The sequence below is a fragment of the Candidatus Eisenbacteria bacterium genome (genome assembly GCA_013140805.1).
Classification (GTDB): Bacteria; Eisenbacteria; RBG-16-71-46; order RBG-16-71-46; family RBG-16-71-46; genus JABFRW01.
Window position 1 is genome coordinate 1 of sequence record JABFRW010000200.1, and the last position, 22755, is coordinate 22755.

A 22755-nucleotide genomic window follows, 5' to 3' on the forward strand; every position below is an offset into this window, starting at 1 on the left:
GCAGAAGCGTGTCGGGGTCGGGCTGGGATGGGATCTGCGCGAGCATCGAGGCGTCCCGCTCGTGGTCCACAATGGCCGATATGAAGGGGCCAGCGCGCTGATCGGATTGATGCCTTCGCGGCGGGCCGGTGTCGTGGTGCTCGCGAATCGCGGTGGCATTTCGATGTTCGCCGCCGAAGCGATCGCGGCCGAGCTCTACGATCTGCTGCTCGGGGTCGAGCCCGCGGACGTGACCGCACGACTGCTGGCGATGGCGGCGCCCGAGCTCGCAACCTCCGATCGCCGCGACTCGACGGTCCGCGCGCGGCTGTCCGCGCCTGCGTCGGCCTACGCCGGGCGCTACGAGCACCCGGACTGGGGACCGCTCTCGGTCGCGACGCGCGGCCCTGAGCTTTCGATGAAGCTCGGGACGATGCCGCTGCCGCTCGCATTCGGCGACGTCGATGCGTTCGAGGCCGACCGCTCCTATCCGGGCTGGTTCGAGCGCGACACCCGCGGCCGCGTGATCGGTGTTCGGCTGGTGCTCGAAGCCCCGGATACCGCTCGATTCGTTCGCCAGTAGGCGATCGTGGGGGAGGACCACGGAAACCTTGCCAGCCGGGCTCGGGATGGCCTAGACTGCGCGCCGTTCTCGTAAGCAGAAGCCCCCGCGCTTCTCACCCCCGCGGGCCCTCGTGGCCCCGCTCAAGGGTCCAGGCCACACCGCGTACACGCACGTGGCCTTGCCGGTCCGACGCCGGGTGGGGATTCCGCTTGCCGGGATTCCACCCGGCGTTCGTCTTTTCCCCGGCGCGCTGGTGCGCCAACAGGAGGTTCAGCTATTTCGGCCCAACGTGCACCCGAGCCCCGCATCAACGAGCGCATCCGCGTCCCGCAAGTTCGCGTGATCGGCGAGGACGGCTCCCAGGTCGGCGTGGTCGCGACGCGCGATGCGCTTGCGATGGCGCAGGCCAAGGGGCTCGATCTGGTCGAGGTCTCGCCGACCGCCCGGCCTCCCGTGTGCCGGATCATGGACTACGGAAAGTACAAGTACGAGCAGAACCGGCGCGCGCGCAAGGCTCGCAAGAATCAGCACGTGATGCAGCTCAAGGAAGTGAAGATGCGGCCCAAGATCGACGACCACGACTACGGCTTCAAGATGGACCACGCGCGCGAGTTCCTCGGCGAGCGTGACAAGGTCAAGTTCACGATCATGTTCCGCGGTCGCGAAATGGCGCATCAGGAAATCGGACACCGTCTGGTCGAGAAAATCGTGAGCGAACTCGCGGACGTCGCGCAGGTCGAGCAGCACGCGCGCTCCGAAGGCCGCACGCTCACGCTGGTCATGGCGCCGAAGCCTCAGCAGCAACAGCAACAGCAGCCGAAGGCCGCACCCAAGATCGAAAATCCAGAACCGAGTCCGGACGGCGTCTAACCCCGCCTTCGGCATAAGAGCCGCGCGCCCGTTCGAGGATGCGGCGATCAGGAGAACGAAATGCCCAAGATGAAGTCCAATCGCGCCGCCGCCAAGCGCTTCAAGGTCACCGGCAGTGGCAAAGCTTCGCGTGCGAAGTCGGGGCTGCGCCACGGCATGATCGGCAAGTCGCGTCGCCGCAAGCGCAAGCTGGTCGGCACCACGCTGGTGGCCGCTCCGGACCAGGACCGCGTCCTGCGCATGCTGGGTCGCCGCTAGCCGCTTCCCTTCGAACCTTCAACGCCGACCCCCACCCGACTCGCGTCACCGCGACGCCGTTCGGCAGGAGATAGAGTCCAATGCCACGCGCAAAAACCGTCGTTCCCGGACGCGCACGCCGCAAAAAAGTTCTCAAGACGACCAAGGGCAACTACAGCGGCCGTCGCAAGCTCTACAAGACCGCATTGCAGACCATGCAGCGGGCCGGGCAGTTCGCCTTCGAGCATCGCCGCCTGCGCAAGCGCGACTTTCGGAGCCTGTGGATCACCCGCATCAATGCCGCCGCCCGGATCAACGGGATGTCCTACAGCACGCTGATCGCGGGCCTGAAGCGCGCCAACGTCGAGGTCAACCGCAAGCTGCTCGCGGATCTCGCAGTGCGCGACGCGGCAGCGTTCGCGAAGCTGGCGGACGTCGCCAAGTCCGCCGCCGCCTAGGCGGTCCATGGCCGAAATCGCGGAACTGTTGGGCGCCGCCGTTGATCCTTCGTGGAGCAGCGGCGAGCCGTCGGAGTTGCTGCCGAACTGGAGCGACTCGATCGCGGAGCTACGCGCGATCAGCGAGTCCGTTTCTGACGAGACGATTCGGTTCGCCCGCGCGTTGGCGGGTGCCAGGGACCGCGACGCCCTGCAGGCGGTACGAAACCGGGCGTTGTCGAGAGAACACGGTGCCTACTCGGCCGCACTGACGCAGGTACCCGGGTTGCCGCTCGAACAGAAGCGGCTGGTCGGCCGCGCGCTGAATCTCGCCAAACGGCTGCTCGAGGAGCTCGAGAAGGCCCAAGGAGAGCGCCTCGATCGCGTCGCGGAATCGATCGAAGCGATCGACGTCACCCTGCCGGGCCGGCGCTCGTGGACGGGGCGCACTCACGTACTCGCGCAAGTGCGCGACGAACTTCTCGATCTCTTTCACGGGTTGGGCTTCACCGTCTACACGAGCCCCGAGGTCGAGCTCGACGAGTACAACTTTGCGAAGCTCAATTTTCCTCCCGACCATCCGGCGCGGGACGCTCAGGATACCTACCTGCTCGGCGGCGGACGGGTTCTGCGCACGCACACCTCGCCGGGATGGGTGCGCGCGATGGAGGAAATCGAACCACCTCTGCGACTGGTATTTCCGGGACGCGTCTACCGAGCGGAGGCGATCGATGCGAGCCACATGGACCAGTTTCACCAGATGGACGGCCTGTGCGTGGATCGGGACATCTCGATGGCGGATCTCAAGTCGACGCTCAACACCTTCGCGCGAGCGATCTATCGGGCCGACGTCCCGACTCGAATCGTTCCGATCTACTTTCCGTTCGTCGAGCCCGGCGTGCAGATGGACATTCAGTGCGCCTCCTGTACGGGAACCGGCCGGATCAAGGATGCGAACGGCGACCAGCGTTGCCCGGTGTGCAAGGGCGGCAAGTGGGTGGAGGTGCTGGGCGCCGGCATGGTGCACCCGAATGTGTTCCGTGCGGTCGGCATCGATCCCGAGGAGTTCACGGGCTTCGCGTTCGGCATGGGGCTCGAGCGTATCGCGATGGGCCGACATCACGTGTCCGAGATTCGATCCTTCCTGGAAAACGATCTGCGGTTCCTCCACCAGTTCTGAGAGAACCAAGTCCAAATGAAACTGCCGATTTCGTGGTTGCGTGAACTGGTCGCGGTGGATGGATCGCCGGAGGTGATCGCCGAAGCCCTCACGACGCGGGGCTTCTACGTGGTCGACTGGGCATGGACGCGTCCGCCGCTGCCGGGGCTGCTGGTCGCGCGTATCGACGCGATCCGTCCGCATCCCGGAGCCGATAGACTGCGGCTGGTGACCGTGGATCTGGGAGGGCGCTCCCTCGAAATCGTGTGCGGTGCGCCGGAGCTCGAACTCGGCTGGCTCGTGGCGCTGGCCCCGGTTGGCAGCGTGCTGCCGAGCGGCCTGCGCATTCGCGAATCGAAGATCCGAGGGGTGGTGAGCCCGGGAATGCTGTGCTCCGAGACCGAACTCGGACGCACCTCCGAGGGCGGCGGACTGTTCCGCGTTCCGACTTCCGGAGGTTCGGTGCCTTCGACGCCGGGCGCGGCGCTGGACTCGGTCTTGGGACCGTCCGACGCGGTGCTCGACGTGGAGACTCCATTCAACCGTCCGGACGGACTCGGCGTGATGGGCCTGGCCCGCGAAGTAAAAGCGGCCCTCGCTGGCTCGTGGCAGCCCGGCGCGGTCGATTTGATGTTGGCGGCTCCCGTGCCCGATCAGCGGTTCCCACTCCAAAATCTCGCCCCCGAGGCCTGCACCTCGATCTACGCCCAGGAGATCTCGGGAATTCGCGTCGGCCCCTCACCGGATTGGCTGGTCGCCCGCCTTGCGCTCATGGGCCAGCGCAGTGTCAACAACATCGTCGACATCACGAACTTCGTCCTGTTCGAACTCGGGCACCCGATGCATGCGTTCGACCTTAACAAGCTGGAGGGACGAGAGCTTCGCGTTCGCTGGGCGACACCCGGCGAGCGGATCACGACGCTCGATGGCACGGCCCGCACATTGTCCGAGCAGGTGCTGGTTCTCGCCGACGCTTCGAGAGCGCTCGACATCGCGGGTGTCATGGGCGGCCTCGACTGCGAAGTCAAAGCGAGCACGCGCACCATTCTGCTCACCTGTGCGCATTTCGACGCCAGATGCGTGCGCCGCAGCTCTCAGGCTCAGGGGCTCCGCACCGAGGCGGCGCGCCGCTACGAGCGCGGAGTCGATTCGGAGCTCGGACCACGAGCAGTCGCACGATTCGACGCGTTGCTCGCGCACGTTGCACCCGACGCGCGCATCGAGCGATCCGCGTTTCAGTCGACTCCACCGGTCGCGCGAGTGATGCGACTGCGTGCCTCTCGCTGCGAGCGCTTGATCGGCATTCCGCTGCAAAGTGAACGCTGTGCCGAATTGTTGGCGGGACTCGAGTTCGGGGTTCGCGAGTCTGCTGGCGAGCTCGACGTCACGATTCCTTCGTGGCGACCGGATTGCACGGTGGAGGCCGACCTCGTCGAGGAGGTGGCGCGAGCGAATGGCTACGATCGGATCCCCGAGAATCCGATTCGATCGAGCGGAGCCTACGCGAGACGATCGCCGGTCGAGCGTTGCGTGCGCGCCGCTCGCGACGCGATGGTCGCACTGGGGATCGACGAAGCGATCACTTCTTCACTCGTGTCGGAGGCCGAGAACGCACAATCCGCCGCACTGCTCGATCGTCAGGCGGCCCACTTGCGACTCCTCAATCCGATGTCGAAAGAAGGGGAGTGGCTGCGCGGAGACCTCGTGACCGGACTCCTGCGGGCCACGTCGCTGAACCTTCGGCAACGTGCGGGCGCCGTTCGACTGTTCGAAGTGGGGAGGGTGTTCGCCGACACATCGGGCCCGCTTCCGGTGGAGTCGCTTCAGATCGCGGCGGTGCTTTCGGGCAAACGACTCGCGCACACGCACGATCCCGCACCGGCGAGTCCAAAGGATGCATTCGATCCGTCGGGAGCCGTCGACTTTCTCGATGCGAAGGGAATGGCGCAGGCGTGGCTCGCCCGCATGCAGGCCGGTGAGTCCGGCTGGCATCCGCACGCTTCGAGATTTTGGAGAGGCGCCGGCGGTGCCCGAATCTCGCATGCGGGGAAGCCGATCGGCTGGCTGGGCGAATTGTCAGCGGCGTTCCTGAGCACCTGGGAGATCGATCAGCCGGTTTTTCTGTTCGTGGTCGAAATGGAATCGCTAATCCAGTCTTCTGTGGAGGTTCGTACCGCGACGCCGCTGCCCAGGTATCCGGCCGTTCACCGTGATGTCGCCTTCCATGTTCCGCATCAGGTACTCAGTGGCGAGGTGGAGCACAGTATTCTCGCCTCCGGAGGCGAGAGCCTGCGGTCCGTGGATCTGTTCGATCACTATCGCGGATCGTCATCGCCGGCCGGCACTCGAAGCCTCGCCTATCGGCTCGTGTTTCAGGATTTGACGCGGACACTGACCGAGTCCGAGATCTCCGAGCGACTAGAACGGATCGTGAAATCCGTCTCGACGCAGCATCAAGCGCAACTTCGCGATCGCACGTAGCAATTTTCAATCTGCCTAGATAGTGTGCTCGTTGCTTGCCCCGCCCGCGCCGATAGGCGCGTCTCAGGAGACCGTCGCATGGCCGCGAAACCTCCCGAAGCAAGTCCGGAAGACGCATTGTTGGCCGAGTCTCGAGGCTTCGAAGAACTCGCAAAGTTCCTCGAGATGCTCGACATTCTGATCGAGGCTGGCTGCGCCGCCTTCATCGTCTACCTCACGACGCTGCCTGAGGACCACCCACCCGATCGGTTGATCTTGATTCCGCCGGTCTTGCTGGTGACCAGCATCATCGTCAACTTGCTCAAGCGCGGGCCCCACGCTCATGCGCGCAAGCTTCGCGGTGCGCTCATGCGGAGAGCGGCGGACGCGAGGCATTCGCTGCCGGCCGCCGGGAAGACCTGGCTAAGCGGCCTCGCTCGCGCAATCGGAGCACGCTTGCCGGGAGGTGACTTTCTCCGCTTCATTCGTGCCGACGAAGCTCGAGCCACCACGAGCCCTCTCAAGTATGTCTACGGATACAGCTGTTATTTCTCGCTGCAGATTCAGCAGGCGACACTGAAGCAACTGCAGCTACTGACAGTGTTGATCGGCGGCGCGGCCCTCTGGTGCATCAGCTCGACCTTCGGTAGATGGGTCGCGAGGCCCGTTTCCGAACTTTCGATCGAAATACTTCTGACGTTTCTCGTGAGCTACGCTGGCTTCCGATTGCTGACCAAGACGCTCGCGTACGTGGACAACGTCGAGGAACTCGAATCCACTTTCGAACGACTCAAGGACGCAACTTCGACGGACCCGATCGAGATTCGTGATCTGGCCATGAAGTACGACCAGATTCGTCTCCATGGTCCGCCTTCACCGACGCTCGCTTACATGTCGAAGCGGGACGAGATGGAGCGTCAGTGGGACGTCATCGCCAAGACGGCGTTCGCCGCTGCGCAGACGGGGGCGAAATAGCCATGGGGGCGAAGCAGGTCGTCCACTCCGTCAAGCTGCTCGAAGACGCCTGGAAGAGTTCCCGTCTGGAAACTCTGGTCAGCAGTGATCCATTCACGGCACGCCGTGTGGCCTCCACCGAGACGGTTTCGATCGCCTATCGGCGCCTGCTCGCACGTCTCAATCGCCGTTTCGACGCGCATGCCTCGGGACTGTTCTTCTTTCGCAATCTAGCTTTCGACTTCATCGTCCACGAGGGCTACCCGATCGACGACGATGTGATTCGCGATTGGCGCGTGACGGAGTCAGAAGGAATCGTTGGAACAGTCGCGCGGACGCACGCGCCGTTCTTCGGTCGTGTGAGCCGACGCCGCAAGGACTATCGCAAACTCCACCCGGACACGAGATACCAGGTCACGGTTCCGATATTCGAGCCCCGCAGTCGGCAGCTGCTCGCGGTGCTGAATCTGGAATTTGCGAACCGGCCACCGCACATTACTCGCTCGCTTCTCAGCCCGGAATTCGGAATCGCGTTAGGATCACGACTTGTCGGGCTCCTGCGGCGGCTTCAACATCATCGCCTCGCGTATTCCGCCCGACAATTGAAAGACAGTGGAACCGCGTTGGGGAACGACGCGCGATTGCGTCGCATTGCCAAAGCGCTCCATGCGTTGTTGCATCGAGACGCGGAGGTGGCGATCCTGCTTCGGCGCGGCATTTCGCTTCAGTTGCGCGCCGCGGCCACGGCGGGGCTCAATTCGAAGCAGATTCGCGACAATGCTGCCGGACTTCAAATCGACCTCGCGGAGCGTCGTTCCGGGATCGTGTTGAAGGTTGCGCGCACGGGAAGAGAGATCTACTCGCCAAACGTCACGACGAGCGAGGACTACCGTCCGGTTAAGCTCTCCACCCGAAGCCAGTTCACGGTACCGCTCGTCAGCGGCGGGCGGTTGGTGGGTGTTCTGCTCTTGGGATCACCGATCCCGTACGGCATTCCGAAGCTCTTGCGCCCGCTCATCCTTGTCTATGCTGCACTCGCGGCCCAGATGATCGACGGAATCATGGCGTCCGAGACGGCCGTAGATCAGGAAAGGCTGGATGCGATCGGCCTGCGACTGGCTGAACGCCGACTCGACGAGATCTCTCGTACCGGTCGGCTCGCACCGGGGGATGTTCACCTCTTGACCGAGGTGATCACGCGGTCCCGGCGACAGCTCGAGCGACGTGTGGCACTCCTCGACCCCGTGTCATCGGGTTTGCACATGCGCGTCCGCGATGCACTCATTCATACGAGCGCCCGACGGGATGGCGCGCCCGCAAAGGGATCCCTGGCGCGAAACCACTTCGAGGAACTGGCGAGCTCGCTCCTCAAGGTGGGACGAAATGCGCAGATCGGACTTCCGCCGCGTCATCTCAGAACCGTGCTACTGAGCATGGTCGGCATCGCGCACGCGTCCGCAGGTCCCGAGCGACTACGAGCCATCCAGATCCGATGCGATCGGACGGAGGGGTCGAAGCAGGAACGGTTTCTCAAGTTGACGGTCGCAGTTCCCGATCAGTCCGCGGAAATCCTCGACTTCCTGCCTCCCGAGACCCGCAGCTTCACGCGCGAGACGGTCCTATTCGACTCCAACGCGCTCGACGAGCTCTGCTCCCGGTACTCCTGTTTTCTTGGCAACCGGCCGCGACTCCTTCCATTGGGTGGCTATGAGCTCGTGTTCCTGCTTCGGATCGTTCGATGAGTGCCGCCCAGCCGCTGAGACCGCGCGTCCTCTTGTGCTCGAGTCGCACCGCCAGTTGGAACTCTTTGGACCCGGAACTCACCGAGACGCTTCGCGTCGGGATGGAGCGGCGGGCCGAGTTTCTGCTTGCGTCCTCCCTCGATGACGTCGCCTCGAAATCACAGATTTTCCCACCGCATTTTGTCTTTCTAGACGTGCTATCGAACGCCGGCACCGCGGCACGACGATTGACGATCGAGACACTCGTTGCCGAGCAACGCTGGAACGGAAAGCGGGAGGGTGGACGCGAGAACCCGAGCCTAGCTCCTCGCATCGTTCTAATGACTCAGGCATCGATGCCGGGGGAGGAAGATCACGCCGCGATCGATCTCAGGGAGTACTCGGACTGGGACAGCATCACGGTCGACTTGTCCAATCCTGAGGGGCTCGCGCAATCCGTGCTGCTCGCGCTGGAGCAACGGCTGCCGCGACTGAAACGCAACTGGCAATTGCCAATTCAAGCGGACGACCTGCCACCTGGCTGGCGACTTCCCGAGCTCGACGACGCCACTCAGTCTTCGCCTCAGGGCGGGCTGGCGACCTATCTCGCTAGCGACGTGGTGATCCAACAGTTCTGGGATGGTAGACGAAGGAATCGAGACAATCGGGCGGCCGCATTGATTTCCCATCCAGTCGCCGGCCACAGCCGTTCGGGCAAGCTCTTCGTGAACCTGCAGGAACCATCCTCTGGTCGCTCGGCATCGCAGTTCTTCCTAAAACTTCGACCGCGATCGAATGCAACCTCTGAGTTGCTCGCGGAACGGAATGCGAGCCGGGATCCGCATTGGAAGCGATTCGTGCTGGTGCCCAAACAGCGCGCCGGGAACAGGACCGCGGTGGGAGACTGCTATGTCGGATCGTTTACCGCACTGACTTCGAGGACTACGCTCTCGCGCGCCCTTCTTTCCTGCCCGGCCAAGAGTCTGGACGGGCTGCGAGCGACGATTCACTCGCTCCTGAGAGCACTCGACACCCCGATTGCCACCGCCAAGGGACGGTCGATGCTCAAGTACCTGAGCGATCCGGATAAGCGGATCGAGAACTCGCTGAGTCGACTCGGGTCAACGCCCGGCTGGCGCTATGAAGCGCCGAATCTGTTCCAGCGGCGCTCTACATTCCGCGTGGGTCCAATCACGGGTCGGGAGCTGACCAAAGCGCGGATCATCGCGCCGGGGCCGAACTACGAGCACTTGGCTCATGGCGACCTGCACGCTGACAATGTGCTGGTCGACATCGACGCAGGACAGGTCCGGGTGATCGACTGCACGGAGATGCAGAGGACCGATCATCTGTTCTCCGATTTCGTGCGGCTCGAATTGTCACTCTTCGAGCTCTTTCTCGACCGTGCCGAGGACGACTCAAGAATCGACGCGAAGGCGCCACCACAGAGACTGTTCAACCGTGTCGAGCTTAAGGACGATGAGGCCAGTCCATTCTCGAAGCGACTTCCCGGACTCTGGCTCGCTCTGCGCTTGTCGCGACAATCGGCGGCGACGAAACGCAACTTGGACCCCGGGCTGCAATACCTCGTGCCCTGGATGTACTTTGCAGATCTCTGGTGTGAGACGATCCGACTCTTGAACTATCTCATCGAAGACGAACTTGCCGCTCAGCGCGAGACGCCGTCGACGCGACTCCTGTACATGCTACGGTTCGCGCAGAAGGCGAGAATTCGCGCACTCGACATTCCCATCTCCTTCAAGTGAGTCGAAACGACCCGACCGGATCGCCGCCTCGCACCCCGTATCCGGACGAATCCACGATTTCTGAGACTCGATACGCGCTTACTCGGCCGCTTCCCGGCCTGAGTCGCGCCTCACACACGTACAAGCGCGGGGAGGATTCCGTTGGCTCGAAACGTTCGCCGCTGGTTCGGACGCGTGCTTCTGGTGCTGCTCGCGGTCGCCGCGATCTGGCTGGTGCCCACGATCTGGTTCCGTCCCTGGCAGATCGACGCGTTCTATGCGCGCGTGTTCCTGCGCTTCGCGGTCAAGGAACCGATGATGCTCACCATGCTGGGCATCTTCAACGGCACGCCGATCTCCTACTACCAGGATGACCTCGGCGACTTCTCGCCCGCGAAGACTCAGGCCGACGCGAAGATGGTGGACGAGAACCTCGCGATGCTTCGGAGCTACTCGCGCAAAGGCATGACTCTGAAGGAGCGACTATCGGCCGAGGTGCTCGACTACTTCCTCGAGGACCAGCAGCGCGGCAAGCCGTTCATGTTCTACGACTATCCGCTAAACCAGCTGCGCGGATTCCAGAGTCAGCTGCCGGAGTTCATGACCACGCTGCAGCCGCTCAAGACCGCGGAGGACGCGCGCAACTACGTGAAGCGCACGCGCAAGTTCGGCGTGGCCGTGGACCAGCTGCTCGCGGGCGTCGAACTGCGGGAGAAGCAGGGCGTGATGCCGCCGCGCTGGGTGCTCGAAAAGGTGCTCACGCAGGTCAACGAGTTCAAGGCACTCGAGCCCAAGGCGAATCCGCTCTACCTGCATTTCGCGGACAGCACGAAGAATGAACTCAAGGGCCTCAAGGCCGAGGAACGGACGAAGTTGCTCGGCGAGCTCGAGTCGGCGATTCGCGAAGTCGTGGACCCCGCGTGGGGTCGCATGAGTGCCGTGGTCGAGCGGCAGATCAAGACCGCCACCGACGACGACGGCGTGTGGAAGCTGCCGAAGGGCGACGCCTACTACGATTACTGCCTGCGAACGTTCACGACCTCGGACTTGCCGGCCGACAGCATCCACCAGATCGGGATGGGGGAAGTCGCGAGGATCCAGACTCAGATGCGCGACATTCTGCACCGGCAGGGCTACGACGCGCGCGAGCTCGGAGCGACGGTCAAGCGCATGCGCGACGAGCCGCGCTTTCACTTCGGCGGCACGGTCGCGGCGGCGCGAGAGAGCATCCTCGCGGGCTATCAGGCGATCCTCGACGACGCGAATCGTCGCGTCGCGGATCTGTTCGACGTGCGCCCCAAGGCGAAGCTCGAAGTCCACCGGGTGCCCGAGTTCAACGAAAAGGGATCGCCCGGCGCCTACTACAATCCGGCGGCGTTCGATGGCTCGCGCGGCGGCGTGTTCTTCGCGAACCTTCGCGACCCGAACGAGACCTCGCGCCCGGACATGCGCACGCTCGCCTATCACGAGGGCATTCCGGGCCATCACTTCCAGCTCTCGATCCAGCAGGAGCTGAAGGGAGTGCCGTTCTTCCGCAAAGTACTTCCGTTCACGGCCTACGCCGAGGGCTGGGGGCTCTATGCCGAGCGGCTCGCACTCGAGAACGGATTCCAGCCCACGCCGTACGATTCGATCGGTGCACTTCAGGCTGAGCTGTTCCGCGCCGTGCGACTGGTGGTCGACACCGGCATCCACCGCAAGCACTGGACGCGCGGCTCGGCGATCAAGTGGATGGTCTCCAATACCGGCATGGACTCGAGTGAAGTCGCGACCGAGATCGAACGCTACATCGTGAACCCGGGGCAGGCGTGCGCCTACAAGGTGGGGCAGCTCGAAATCCTCGCGCTGCGCGCCCACGCGAGGGAAGTCCTAGGCGATCGCTTCGACATCCGTAAGTTCCACAATGTGGTGCTCACGAACGGCTCGCTGCCGCTCACCTTGCTCGCCAAGGTCGTCCACGAGTGGATCGACGAAGAGCAGAAGGGCGTCGCTCAGAAGGCAAATGGGTAGCGGCTGCCCGGACGAATTTGGCGTTGACTGTCCGGAATCGCGAGCCTATTCTGCCTCCGGCTGGAAACTCGCTGCCAGCGCTGGAGTTGCGCTGGGCGCTTCGCGTATCGCTTGTGCGAATTCGACGGCGGCGGGTGAGTGGCTGCAGACCATCGAGTTGTTCGACGTGTACGCGGGAACGGGAATGCCGGCCGGCATGAAGAGCCTCGCCTTCGCGCTGCAATTCCAGCACGCGGAGCGCACGCTCGAAGAAGCCGAAGTGCAGGCGAGCCTCGACCGCATGACCGCGGCGGTCGCGAAGGAATGCGGCGGCCGATTGAGAGAACGATGACGCAGGACACGCTGACGATGACGACGGATCTCGACCGGCTGGCCGAGCGCGTTGAACGCGCCGCGGCGCTGGTGCAGCGTCTGCGCGACGAGAATCAGAAGCTCGGCCGCGAACGCGACGAGTTGCAGCAACGAGTGGCGGATTCCGAAACGAAACTCCAGGGCCAGGACGTGCCGGCGCTGATGTCCGAGATCCAGACGCTTCGCAAGGAGCAGAAGGAATGGCACAGCGAGCGGCGCGAAGTGGCTTCGAAGATCGAAGCGATCGCGCAGAAGCTCGAACGCCTCGACGCATAGCCCTCGGCCGTTTGCGAGGGAATTGAAACCAAACCAACGCAGGGCGATCACGGCGAGCCGGAGGCACCGATGGACACGAAAAGCGTCGTCCAGGTCCAGATCTTCGGCCACACTTATACGATCCGCAGCGAGGCCGACCAGCAGTACATTCTGGAGGTCGCCGCGTACGTGGATCGCAAGATGCGCGAGATCACCGAGAAGGTCCCGGTGGCGACGCTGTCGAAAGTGGCCATACTGGCGTCTCTCAACATCGCCGATGAGTTGCACAAGGAGCGCGCGTCGCACCAGAATCAGCAGCGATGGCTCGACACCCATGCGGCGCGTCTCAATGCGGTCCTGGAGGAAGTTCTGCAGGACGGCGAGACGCGGTGAGCGACCGTTCGTTCGGAGGTTCGGCGCTTCATTCGACGTGATTTCCCTGCCGTGCTCGTGATGCACGATGAAGTTCTTGAACCATCAAATACGTTCAAAGGGACTGTCGGTGGCTGGCGACGTCGCACCCCGGGCCACAAGGTCTGGCGGAGGACTCACCCGGTCGAAGGCGGACCCACCTGGTTCTTCCAGGTCTCAAGAACTCTCCTGCACACGGTATTTCGGCGGGGATTTTTCTTCCCGCTCGCGGGCCCGCGGCCCGGCGCTGAGGCGCCTCCGCGCGGTTCCGCCGGGAGGGTGTGATGAATACGTGGGGCTGGATCGGCGGCATCGTTCTCGGTGCCGCGCTGTCGTTTACGGCCGGCTACCTGCTGCGCGCCCGTCGCGCGGTCGCCCAGCTCGGCAGCGCCGAGCGCCAGGCCAAGCGTGTGACCGAAGACGCCGCGCGCGAATCCGAGGCGCTGCGCCGCACCGCGGTGCTCGAGGGCAAGGAAGAGGCGTTGCGCCTGCGCCAGCAGGGCGAGCGCGAGATCGCCGCGCAGCGGCAGGCCCAACTCGAGGCCGAACGGGCCTTTCAGGAACGTGAAGTCGCGTTCAATCGCCGTGTCGAGGTGATCGAGAAGAAGGACCGCGACATGAAGCGCCACGAGCAGGAGCTGGGCCAGCGCGAGCAGTCCGTCACCGCGCGCAATACCGAGCTCGATGCACTGCTCGCCGATCAGGCCCTGCGCCTCGAGCGCATCGCGGGGCTCAGCGCCGCCGATGCACGGCGCGAACTGGTGGTAGCGGTCGAGAGCGAGGCGCGCGTCGAGGCGTCACGCCTGGTCGCCGAGGTCCGCGAGACCGCGCAGCGCAACGCCGAGCGCGAAGCCCGCAAGATCATCACCGTGGCCATCCAGCGCTACGCCGGCGACCAGGTCAGCGAGTCGACGGTGTCGGTGGTGCATCTGCCGAGTGAAGACATGAAGGGGCGCATCATCGGGCGCGAGGGCCGCAACATCCGCTCGTTCGAAACCATCACCGGCGTCGACGTGATCATCGACGACACACCCGAGGCCGTTGTCCTGTCCGGCTTCGATCCGGTTCGACGCGAGATCGCGCGTCAGGCGCTCGAGCGCCTGGTTGCCGACGGCCGCATTCACCCCGCGCGGATCGAGGAAGTGGTCGCCAAGGTCAAGGAGGAGGTCGAAGGCAAGATTCGCGAGCTCGGCGAGATGGCGTGCCTCGAAGTCGGTGTGCACGGCATCCACCCGGAACTGCAGCACCTGCTCGGCCGCCTTCACTACCGCACCTCGTACGGTCAGAACATCCTGCGGCACTCGATCGAGGTCGCACACCTGTCGGGCATGATGGCGGCCGAGCTCGGCTTCGAGCAGAAGATGGCGAAGCGCGGGGGCCTCATGCACGACATCGGCAAGGCGATCGATCACGACCAGGAGGGCACGCATCCGGCGCTCGGCATGGAAGTCGCGGCCCGCTACGGCGAACCGCAGCCGGTGCTCGAGGCGATCGGCTACCACCACGACGACTACGCGGGTGGCAGTTTGTGGCCGGTGCTGATCTCGGCCGCCGATGCGATCTCGGGCGCACGCCCCGGGGCACGGCGCGAGAGCCTCGAGATCTACATCAAGCGGCTCGAAGCGCTGGAGCGCATCGCGGGCGCGTTTCCGGGAGTCGAAAAGTCCTACGCGATCCAGGCCGGACGCGAGATCCGCATCATGGTCGAGCACGCCAAGGTCGACGACGCGCGCGCGCACGACCTGGCGGGACAGATCGCACGCCGCATCGAGAAAGAATTGCAGTACCCGGGACAGATCCGCGTGACGGTGATCCGCGAGACGCGCGCGGTCGAGTACGCGAAGTAGGCACGGAGGCCAATTCGATGGGTCGACTGCTCGCATGCCTGGCGATCGCGCTGGCCGCGGTGGCGATGGTGCTCGCACTCGCGAAGCGTGAGCGCCCCGCCACCGCGACGAACTACGGGGTTCGCGTTCGCAGCGAGCGGGCGCGTTTCGTGTTCTCGCCGCGACGCTATCGCTGGACCACCTACGGTGCGACCGGCGACAGCATTCGCATGAACGAGCTGCGTGTGCGCCGCGTCTCTCTGGTGGGTTCGTTCAACGACTGGGATCCCGACGCCTGGCCGATGAAACGCGACGAGGGCACCTGGGAGCTGAAGCGCTCGCTCGACTCGCTCGGAGATCCGGACTCGGTCGCGTTCACGTTTGTCGTCAACGGCCGCTTCTGGGTCGAGGCTCCGCTCGAGGCCGCGAATCGTCGCGCGCTCGCACCCGGACGCGCCGCCCTCGCGCTGCCCGTCGCCACCCGCTCGTGGGGAGCGCACCCGTGAACCTGTTGTTCATCGCGGATGTGATCGGCGCACCCGGCCGCGACGTGGTGCGAGACCTGCTGCCGGACCTGCGGCGGCGTCACGATCTCGATCTGGTGATCTGCAATGGCGAGAACTCGGCCGGCGGATTCGGGCTCACCCAGGACTCGGCGAAGGCGCTCTACGCGGCGGGTGTCGACGTGCTGACGGGCGGCAATCACCTGTGGGATCGCAAGGAGGCGTTCGGATACCTCGCCTCGGAGACTCGCCTGGTGCGCCCCGCGAACATGCCGCTCGGAACTCCGGGGCAGGGGTGGGGCGTCTTCACCGCCCGCGATGGCACGCGGATCGGCATCGTCAATCTGCTCGGACGCGTCTTCATGAAGGAGTACGAGGATCCGTTTCGCTCGGCCGAAGTCGCGCTCGAGAATCTGAAGGGTCGCTGCGACGCGATCTTCGTCGATTTCCATGCCGAGACGACGGCCGAAAAGGTCGCGCTTGCATGGCATCTCGACGGTCGCATCAGCGCGCTGGTCGGCACTCACACACACGTGCAGACCGCCGACGAACGGGTGCTCCCGAACGGCACCGCTTTCCTGTGCGATGCCGGCATGACGGGCGGGTTCGAGTCGGTGATCGGCATGGACCGCGCCGCGGCACTCCAGCGCTTTCTCACGCTGATGCCCGCGCGCCTGTCACCTGCGAGCGGCGACCTGCGCCTCAACGGCTGCCTTTTAAACCTCGATCCTGCGACCGGACGAGCGCGCTCGATCGAACGACTCCAGATTCCTCACGTGATCGGTGCGACTGCGACGGCGCGGCGCCTGAGCGGCGACGAACCGGCTGCCGCGTTGCGAGGCGCCGCACGCGTGCGCCTCGCGGAGCTGCGAGCGAGCGGTGCCGAGCCGCGACTCGCCCTGTTGTCGGTCGGCGAAGACGCCGCTTCGGCGATCTACCTCAAGCGCAAGACCGAGGCATGCCTCGAAGTCGGAATCGAGCCGCACCGTGTGACGCTGCCGGCCGGCACCGATACGCGTGCCGTGATCGAGAAAGTGCGATCGCTCGGCGCCGACCCCGCGGTGTCGGGAATCCTCGTGCAATTGCCGCTCGCGGCCCCCGCGGATGCCGATGCGGTGCTCGAGGCAGTGCCTCCGCACAAGGACGTCGACGGCTTTCATCCGGTCAACGCGGGGCGGCTCGCGGCCGGCCTGCCGGGCTTCGTTCCCGCGACACCGCGCGGCGTGCTCGAACTGCTGCGCTACTACGAGGTGCCACTGGCCGGTCGTCACGCCGTGGTGCTGGGGCGCAGCAACATCGTGGGCCGCCCGCTGGCGACACTCCTGTCCAGCAAGCGCTCGAACATGACCGTGACTCTGGGGCACAGCGGGAGCGGGCCGAGATTGAAATCGCTCGCGAACACGGCCGACCTGCTGATTGCGGCGATCGGCCGGCCCGAGTTCGTCGACGCCACCTGGGTCCGGCGCGGCGCGACGGTGGTCGACGTGGGGATCCATCGCGTCGCCGACCCCGACGCCCCGAAGGGCAGCCGGTTGACGGGCGACGTCGCACCGGACGTCGCCACAGTCGCCGCGGCACTCACGCCGGTGCCGGGCGGCGTCGGGCCCATGACGGTGGCGGCCCTGATGGCGAACGTGGTTCAGGCGGTGGAATCCCAGCGCACCGGGGCGGGTGCCGGCGCCCCTCGATGAAGTCCGCATGCGAGGTCTCGAGCTCATGAGCACCACCATTCAGCGCACGATCACTTCCGACGCGAGCGCTCGCTCGCGCACCGCGGGACTGTTCCTGGGCCAGCTCGACGAGCAGTTGCGACGGCTCATCGACGACACGAAGACCGCCACCCCGCGCGAACTGGCGTGGCAGCCGGAGCCGGGTGACAACACCCCGGGCATGTTGCTCGCGCACATCGCGCTGGTCGAAGTGGGCTGGACCAACATGGGCGTGCTGGGACGCGAATGGGGGGAGGCCGCCTCGCTGCCGCTCACCTATGAGGAAGGCGGCATGCCACTGGCCTCGGGAGCGCCGCCCCCGGCGAACCTCGCGGAACGCGACATCGACTACTTTCACGATTTGCTGCGCCGCGCGCGCTCGCACTCGCGGGCCGCACTGGTCGCCCTCGACGAAGCGGAGCTGGCGCGCACGTTCGAATTGCCGCGACCGCAGGGCGGGCGATTCCTCGGCAACGTGAGCTGGGTGCTCTATCACCTGCTCGAGCACTTCGCCGGGCACCACTATCAGATCCTCAGCCTGCGGCGGCGCTTCGCCGATCGAGGCGCCTGAGCCGTGGCGACGCAGCCCGCATCCGACGAACGCATCCTCTCGGTCGGCGAGATCACGCGCGCGATCAAGGAAACGCTCGCCGATTCGTTCCCGGCGGTGTGGGTGCGCGGTGAGATGTCGGGGCTCAAGCAACCGGACAGCGGCCACCTCTACTTCAGCCTCAAGGAGGGCCGCGACGCAGTGATCGCGTGCGCGATGTGGAAGCCGCAGGCCTCCCGACTGATGTTCGAGCCGCGCGACGGCGCCGAGGTCGAGGTGTTCGGTGGCGTCGACGTCTACGCGCCGCGCGGCAACTATCAGCTGATCGTGCGGCAGATGCGGCCGGCCGGGATCGGTGCGCTGCTGCTGGCGCTCGAGGAGTTGAAGCAGCGGCTCGCGGCCGAGGGACTGTTCGACGCCGCGCGCAAGCGCGCGCTGCCGCGCTATCCGCGCCGCATCGGTCTCGTCACCTCGCCGGTCGGCGCCGCGGTCAAGGACCTCGTCACGGTGCTGCGGTCGCGGTGGCCCTCGATCGAGATCGTGCTCGCGCCGGTGCGCGTGCAGGGCGAAGGGGCGGCGGCCGAGATTGCCGCCGCGATCGAGCGCTTCGGCCGCTACGGGAACGTCGACCTGCTGATCGTCGGTCGTGGCGGCGGCTCGCTCGAGGACCTGTGGGCGTTCAACGAAGAGCCGGTGGTTCGGGCGCTCGCCGCTTCACGGATTCCCACCATCTCCGCGGTCGGCCACGAGGTGGATACCACCCTCGCGGACCTGGCGGCCGACGTGCGCGCCGCAACCCCCTCGAATGCCGCCGAGCTCGCGGTCCGCGACGCGCGTGAAGTCGCGCGAACCGTGACCGCAGCGCGTCAGCGACTCGACCGCGCCGTGCTCCAGGTGGTGCGCGAGCGCCGACGTCGGCTCGAGCGGCTGCTCGAGAAGTATGGCTTCCGACGCCAGCGCGATTTGATCCTGGCGTTTCAGCAGCGGGTCGACGATCAGCTCGAGCGACTCACCGGTGCGATCCGGGCGCGCGTCGAGCAACTTCGCGAGCGGCTCGCGGCGGTGCGTTCGCGCTACGGGCTGCGCGAGTGGCCGCGGCGCATCGGCGAACGGCGGCAGCAACTCGCCGGCACCCGGCAGCGGCTCGACGATGGCGTGGTCGAGGTGATTCACGCGCGACGTCGACGGGTCCAGGGGCTCGGGGATCGACTGAGAGCGCTGTCGCCACGGCTGGTGCTCGAGCGGGGCTATTGCCTGGCGCGTTCGCCCGACGGTAGGCTGCTGCGCCTGGCGAGCGAACTCGCGGTGGGAGACTCCCTCACGATCGAATTCGCACGCGGAGAAGCCGACGCCCGAATCAGCGCGGTGCGTCCCGGAGAACCCGATGGCCGCTAAGTCACCCCGCGCCGGCAAGACCGGCGCTGCGCCGGACGAATCGGCGGGGCCGCCGTTCGAGGAAGCCCTCGAGCGGCTCGAGACCATCGTCGACCAGCTCGAGGGCAGCGAGCTGTCGCTCGAAGATTCTCTCGCTCGCTACGAGGAAGGTATCCGGCTCTCACGCCGCCTCACGCACACGCTCGATGCGGCGGAAAAGCGCATCGAACGGCTCGTGGAAGGCAGCGACGGTGAACCGGCCACCGAGCCGATCGAGGACGGCCCGCGCGGCGCTGCCGACAAGCCGTCCGACGGCGAGTTGCCCTTTTGAGCGCCGCCCGTCGCAGCGCCGCGAGTCGAACCAGCCGCTCGGCGCAGGCCCGTTCGAGCGTGCGTCCTCGACCCGCATCGAAGTCCGTCACCAAGGCCCCGCCGGACTCCGATGCGATCGGCACACTCGCCACGGGACCCCTCGCGAATCGACTCGCCGCCTTCGAAGCCCATCTCGACCAGACCCTGACCGCGAACGCCAAAGCGCCCACGACGCTGTCCGAGGCGATTCGCTACGCTGCGCTCTCGCCGGGCAAACGGCTGCGGCCGCTGTTCGTGCTCACCACCTGCGAAGCGGTCGGAGGCGATTGGAAGGACGCGCTGCCGGCCGCCGCTGCGGTCGAGTGCGTTCACGCGTTCTCGCTCGTGCACGACGATCTGCCGGCCATGGACGACGACGACTATCGCCGCGGCCGCCTCACCACGCACAAGAAGTTCGGCGAGGCGCTCGGCATCCTGGCCGGCGACGCGCTGCTCGCGTTCGCGTTCGAAGAGATGACGCGACTCGGCGAGCGAGGCGTCGCCGCGGAGCGCGTGCTCGAGGCGGTGCGCCTGCTGGCGTGGGCGAGCGGGCCCGAAGCACTGATCGCGGGGCAGGCGCTCGACCTGGCGGCCGAGGGCAAGCCTGCGACGCTCGAGATCGTCACCGCGGTTCACGAGCGTAAGACCGGCGCCCTGCTCGGGACCTGCATGGCGCTCGGGGCGCTGGTGGGAGGGGCGGACTCGAGTGTGGTCGAGACGCTCGGGCAGTGCGGTGTCGAGCTCGGGGTGGCGTTTCAGATTCACGACGATCTGCTCAACTCGGGCTCCTCACTCGCCAAGCTCGGCAAGCGCACCGGCACCGACGTCGCCCGCGGCAAGGCGACCTACCCGGGAGCCGTCGGCGAGGCGCGCGCGCGTTCCGATGCCCAGTCGCTGCTCTCGAACGTCTCCGCCTCGCTCGCCGGCATCGGCGCGCGCGGCAAGCTGCTGCGTCACCTCGTGCAGTCGGTCGCAGAACGCGACCGATGATCGCACCCCGAACGACCGCCGGGTCCTGCGTCGGGGCTGCCGGGCGGCGCGGGCCGCGGTTGCGCAGTGCCGGCCGCACCCCCTAACGTCTGCCGGTCACGGAAGATCCACCCCGCTCGGGAGGCCCTACGGAAGCGTTCTGGCTCGCACTCAGCGTCGGATTCCTGGTGCAGGGGTGGAAGGGGTTTGCACACTACGCGCGCCATCGGCGCTGGAATCTGCGCCGATTCGTCGAGACCGGCGGCATGCCGAGCTCGCACGCCGCCTCGGTTTGCGCGCTCTCGACCTGGGTCGCACTTCACCACGGCGTGACGAGTACGCTGTTCGGCGTGACCTTATATTTCAGTGCGATCGTCATGTATGATGCCGCCGGTCTGCGGCGTGCCGCGGGGCGCCAGGCGGCGATCATCAACCGCCTGATGGAAGAGCACTTCGAGCACTCGGAACGCGAGGCTCAGCGCCTGATGGAGCTGCTCGGCCACACGCCGTTCGAGGTGCTGATCGGGGGGCTGCTCGGCGTCACATTCGCCCTGATGTGGGATTGGATCCGATGAGCCTGCTGGAACGCATCCATTCACCCGCCGACGTCAAAGGCCTTTCGCGCGCACAGCTCCTCACGCTCGCGGCCGAGATGCGCCACCTCATCATCCAGACCGTGGCGAGGCGCGCCGGTCACCTGGCGCCGAACCTGGGCGTCGTGGAGCTCGCGATCGCGCTCCATCGGGTGTTCGACTCCCCGCGCGACAAGATCGTGTGGGACGTCGGCCACCAGTCCTACCCTCACAAGCTGCTGACCGGACGCGTCGAGCGCTTCGACACGCTGCGCACACTCGGCGGCCTCGCCGGCTACCCGGTGCGTTCCGAAAGCGAGCACGACCACTTCGGGACCAGTCACGGCAGCACCTCGATCTCGGCCGCACTCGGCTTCGCGGCCGCCCGGGACCTGCGCGGCGAGAAGCACGACGTGATCGCGGTGATCGGCGACGGTGCGCTGACCGGCGGCATGGCGTTCGAGGCGCTCAACAATGCCGGAGAGCTCGGCAAGCGCCTGATCGTGATCCTCAACGACAACGAGCACAGCATCTCGCCCAACATCGGCGCGATCCACCGCTACCTCACCAAGCTCACCACCAGCCGGCTCTACCGGCAGATGGAAGGCGACGTGTGGGATTTGCTCGGCAAGCTCCCGAAGGGCGAGAAGGCCCGCGCAGCGGCGAGCCGCGTCAAGGAAGGACTGCAGAACCTGGTGGTGCCGACCGTGCTGTTCGAGGAGATGGGCCTCAAGTACTTCGGTCCGATCGACGGTCACAATCTGGACGTGCTCGAAGAGACGTTGTCCGATCTCAAGCGCTTCGACGAGCCGGTGCTGCTGCACATCGTCACCAAGAAGGGACGCGGCTACGCGCCCGCCGAAACCGACGCCTGCACGTTCCACGGGGTCGGGGTATTCGATCCCGATACCGGCACAGCTTCCAAGGGTTCGCGCAAGACCTACAGTCATGTGTTCGGCGAGACCGTGGTGCGCATCGGCCATCGCCTGCCGAACGTGGTCGCAATCACCGCCGCGATGACCGACAACACCGGCCTGTCGGGATTCGCACGCGAGCTTCCGCACCGATTCTTCGACGTCGGCATGGCGGAAGAGCACGCCGTGACGTTCTCCGCCGGACTCGCGGCCGACGGATTCCTGCCGCTCACCGCCATTTATTCGACATTCCTTCAGCGTGGCTTCGATCAGATCATCCATGACGTCGCCATTCAGAAGCTCAAGGTGGTGCTGTGCCTCGACCGCGCGGGCCTGGTGGGCGAGGACGGCGCGCCTCAGCACGGTGTCTTCGACGTCGGCTACCTGCGCATGATCCCCGGCATGGTGCTGATGCAGCCGAAAGACGGCACCGAGCTGCGCGACATGTTGTGGACGGCCGCGCACCTCGATCACGCCGGACCGATCGCGGTGCGTTACCCGCGTTCCGCCGTGCCCGACGAGACGCTGCCGACCGACGATCCCCGGCTGCTCGAACTCGGCCGCGCCGAGCAACTGCGCGGCGGCGGGGATGTGGCGATCGTGGCACTCGGCACCATGGTGCGTCCGTCGCTCGCAGCCGCCGAACTGCTGGCTGCGGATGGCATCTCGGCGACGGTCGTCAACGCGCGCTTCGCAGCGCCGCTCGACGAGACCCTGTTGTCGGGTCTCGCGCGTTCGGTCGGCCGCATCGTGACGGTCGAGGAGAACGTGATCGCCGGCGGGTTCGGAAGTGCCGTGAGCGAATGCCTCGATCGACTCGGGCTGTCCGATAC

22 protein-coding genes and 1 other RNA gene are annotated in these 22755 nt (G+C 65.8%); all 23 read left to right on the top strand.

What is annotated here, in order from left to right:
* Positions 1 to 562: hypothetical protein (locus HOP12_15260; GenBank protein NOT35503.1), on the top strand; the 562-nt coding region annotated here is incomplete at its 5' end.
* A gap of 258 nt (positions 563 to 820) precedes the next feature.
* Positions 821 to 1414, top strand: coding sequence for a translation initiation factor IF-3 (locus HOP12_15265; GenBank protein NOT35504.1), 594 nt, complete (start codon positions 821 to 823; stop codon positions 1412 to 1414).
* 60 nt (positions 1415 to 1474) lie between these two features.
* The gene (gene rpmI, locus HOP12_15270; protein ID NOT35505.1) at positions 1475 to 1672 is read left to right on the top strand and encodes a 50S ribosomal protein L35; all 198 of its coding nucleotides are present in this window, start codon (positions 1475 to 1477) and stop codon (positions 1670 to 1672) included.
* 80 nt (positions 1673 to 1752) lie between these two features.
* Complete coding sequence (rplT, locus tag HOP12_15275; GenBank protein NOT35506.1) at positions 1753 to 2109, top strand: 50S ribosomal protein L20; 357 nt, start codon at positions 1753 to 1755, stop codon at positions 2107 to 2109.
* A 7-nt stretch (positions 2110 to 2116) separates the two neighbouring features.
* The gene (gene pheS / locus HOP12_15280; GenBank protein NOT35507.1) at positions 2117 to 3268 is read left to right on the top strand and encodes a phenylalanine--tRNA ligase subunit alpha; all 1152 of its coding nucleotides are present in this window, start codon (positions 2117 to 2119) and stop codon (positions 3266 to 3268) included.
* A 15-nt stretch (positions 3269 to 3283) separates the two neighbouring features.
* Positions 3284 to 5728, top strand: a complete 2445-nt coding sequence (locus HOP12_15285) for a phenylalanine--tRNA ligase subunit beta (GenBank protein NOT35508.1) — start codon at positions 3284 to 3286, stop codon at positions 5726 to 5728.
* Between the two features lie 78 nt (positions 5729 to 5806).
* The gene (locus HOP12_15290; protein ID NOT35509.1) at positions 5807 to 6682 is read left to right on the top strand and encodes a hypothetical protein; all 876 of its coding nucleotides are present in this window, start codon (positions 5807 to 5809) and stop codon (positions 6680 to 6682) included.
* 2 nt (positions 6683 to 6684) lie between these two features.
* Positions 6685 to 8403: a GAF domain-containing protein gene (locus tag HOP12_15295; protein NOT35510.1), complete on the top strand. Its 1719-nt coding sequence runs from the start codon at positions 6685 to 6687 to the stop codon at positions 8401 to 8403.
* Positions 8404 to 8468: 65 nt separating this feature from the next.
* A complete protein-coding gene (locus HOP12_15300) occupies positions 8469 to 10148 on the top strand; it encodes a hypothetical protein (protein NOT35511.1) in 1680 nt (559 codons plus the stop codon).
* 141 nt (positions 10149 to 10289) lie between these two features.
* On the top strand, positions 10290 to 12137 hold the full coding sequence (locus tag HOP12_15305) for a DUF885 domain-containing protein (GenBank protein NOT35512.1): 1848 nt from the start codon (positions 10290 to 10292) through the stop codon (positions 12135 to 12137).
* Entirely contained in the window at positions 12130 to 12468 is a 339-nt protein-coding gene (locus HOP12_15310) for a hypothetical protein (GenBank protein NOT35513.1), read from the top strand. Before HOP12_15305 ends, HOP12_15310 begins: the two co-directional genes overlap by 8 nt.
* Entirely contained in the window at positions 12465 to 12764 is a 300-nt protein-coding gene (locus HOP12_15315) for a hypothetical protein (protein NOT35514.1), read from the top strand. The genes HOP12_15310 and HOP12_15315 overlap by 4 nt, the downstream gene beginning before the upstream one ends.
* 69 nt (positions 12765 to 12833) lie before the next feature.
* Positions 12834 to 13136: a cell division protein ZapA gene (locus HOP12_15320; GenBank protein ID NOT35515.1), complete on the top strand. Its 303-nt coding sequence runs from the start codon at positions 12834 to 12836 to the stop codon at positions 13134 to 13136.
* A 40-nt stretch (positions 13137 to 13176) separates the two neighbouring features.
* A non-coding RNA gene (gene ssrS / locus HOP12_15325) (6S RNA) lies at positions 13177 to 13371 on the top strand.
* A gap of 67 nt (positions 13372 to 13438) precedes the next feature.
* Positions 13439 to 15001 (top strand): ribonuclease Y, encoded by a 1563-nt coding sequence (rny, locus tag HOP12_15330; GenBank protein NOT35516.1) that lies wholly within the window; start codon positions 13439 to 13441, stop codon positions 14999 to 15001.
* Between the two features lie 17 nt (positions 15002 to 15018).
* The gene (locus HOP12_15335) at positions 15019 to 15486 is read left to right on the top strand and encodes a hypothetical protein (GenBank protein NOT35517.1); all 468 of its coding nucleotides are present in this window, start codon (positions 15019 to 15021) and stop codon (positions 15484 to 15486) included.
* Between the two features lie 659 nt (positions 15487 to 16145).
* Positions 16146 to 17174 (top strand): bifunctional 5,10-methylene-tetrahydrofolate dehydrogenase/5,10-methylene-tetrahydrofolate cyclohydrolase, encoded by a 1029-nt coding sequence (locus HOP12_15340; protein NOT35518.1) that lies wholly within the window; start codon positions 16146 to 16148, stop codon positions 17172 to 17174.
* 25 nt (positions 17175 to 17199) lie between these two features.
* Positions 17200 to 17763, top strand: a complete 564-nt coding sequence (locus HOP12_15345) for a DUF664 domain-containing protein (GenBank protein NOT35519.1) — start codon at positions 17200 to 17202, stop codon at positions 17761 to 17763.
* A 3-nt stretch (positions 17764 to 17766) separates the two neighbouring features.
* On the top strand, positions 17767 to 19137 hold the full coding sequence (gene xseA, locus HOP12_15350; protein NOT35520.1) for an exodeoxyribonuclease VII large subunit: 1371 nt from the start codon (positions 17767 to 17769) through the stop codon (positions 19135 to 19137).
* Entirely contained in the window at positions 19127 to 19447 is a 321-nt protein-coding gene (gene xseB / locus HOP12_15355; protein ID NOT35521.1) for an exodeoxyribonuclease VII small subunit, read from the top strand. Before xseA ends, xseB begins: the two co-directional genes overlap by 11 nt.
* Before the next feature lie 59 nt (positions 19448 to 19506).
* Complete coding sequence (locus HOP12_15360) at positions 19507 to 20457, top strand: polyprenyl synthetase family protein (GenBank protein ID NOT35522.1); 951 nt, start codon at positions 19507 to 19509, stop codon at positions 20455 to 20457.
* An 89-nt stretch (positions 20458 to 20546) separates the two neighbouring features.
* Positions 20547 to 21011 (top strand): divergent PAP2 family protein, encoded by a 465-nt coding sequence (locus tag HOP12_15365; GenBank protein ID NOT35523.1) that lies wholly within the window; start codon positions 20547 to 20549, stop codon positions 21009 to 21011.
* Positions 21008 to 22755: 1-deoxy-D-xylulose-5-phosphate synthase (locus tag HOP12_15370; protein ID NOT35524.1), on the top strand; the 1748-nt coding region annotated here is incomplete at its 3' end. The genes HOP12_15365 and HOP12_15370, both read left to right, overlap by 4 nt.

What these genes read in the sequence shown, in the direction of transcription:
- HOP12_15290 (NOT35509.1), top strand. Translation starts at nt 5,807, where the DNA reads ATGGCCGCGAAACCTCCCGAAGCAAGTCCGGAAGACGCATTGTTGGCC.
- HOP12_15315 (NOT35514.1), top strand. Translation starts at nt 12,465, where the DNA reads ATGACGCAGGACACGCTGACGATGACGACGGATCTCGACCGGCTGGCC.
- xseB (NOT35521.1), top strand. Translation starts at nt 19,127, where the DNA reads ATGGCCGCTAAGTCACCCCGCGCCGGCAAGACCGGCGCTGCGCCGGAC.
- HOP12_15340 (NOT35518.1), top strand. Translation starts at nt 16,146, where the DNA reads ATGCCCGCGCGCCTGTCACCTGCGAGCGGCGACCTGCGCCTCAACGGC.
- HOP12_15285 (NOT35508.1), top strand. Translation starts at nt 3,284, where the DNA reads ATGAAACTGCCGATTTCGTGGTTGCGTGAACTGGTCGCGGTGGATGGA.
- HOP12_15320 (NOT35515.1), top strand. Translation starts at nt 12,834, where the DNA reads ATGGACACGAAAAGCGTCGTCCAGGTCCAGATCTTCGGCCACACTTAT.
- rpmI (NOT35505.1), top strand. Translation starts at nt 1,475, where the DNA reads ATGCCCAAGATGAAGTCCAATCGCGCCGCCGCCAAGCGCTTCAAGGTC.
- rplT (NOT35506.1), top strand. Translation starts at nt 1,753, where the DNA reads ATGCCACGCGCAAAAACCGTCGTTCCCGGACGCGCACGCCGCAAAAAA.
- HOP12_15345 (NOT35519.1), top strand. Translation starts at nt 17,200, where the DNA reads ATGAGCACCACCATTCAGCGCACGATCACTTCCGACGCGAGCGCTCGC.
- pheS (NOT35507.1), top strand. Translation starts at nt 2,117, where the DNA reads ATGGCCGAAATCGCGGAACTGTTGGGCGCCGCCGTTGATCCTTCGTGG.
- HOP12_15335 (NOT35517.1), top strand. Translation starts at nt 15,019, where the DNA reads ATGGGTCGACTGCTCGCATGCCTGGCGATCGCGCTGGCCGCGGTGGCG.
- rny (NOT35516.1), top strand. Translation starts at nt 13,439, where the DNA reads ATGAATACGTGGGGCTGGATCGGCGGCATCGTTCTCGGTGCCGCGCTG.
- HOP12_15295 (NOT35510.1), top strand. Translation starts at nt 6,685, where the DNA reads ATGGGGGCGAAGCAGGTCGTCCACTCCGTCAAGCTGCTCGAAGACGCC.
- HOP12_15310 (NOT35513.1), top strand. Translation starts at nt 12,130, where the DNA reads ATGGGTAGCGGCTGCCCGGACGAATTTGGCGTTGACTGTCCGGAATCG.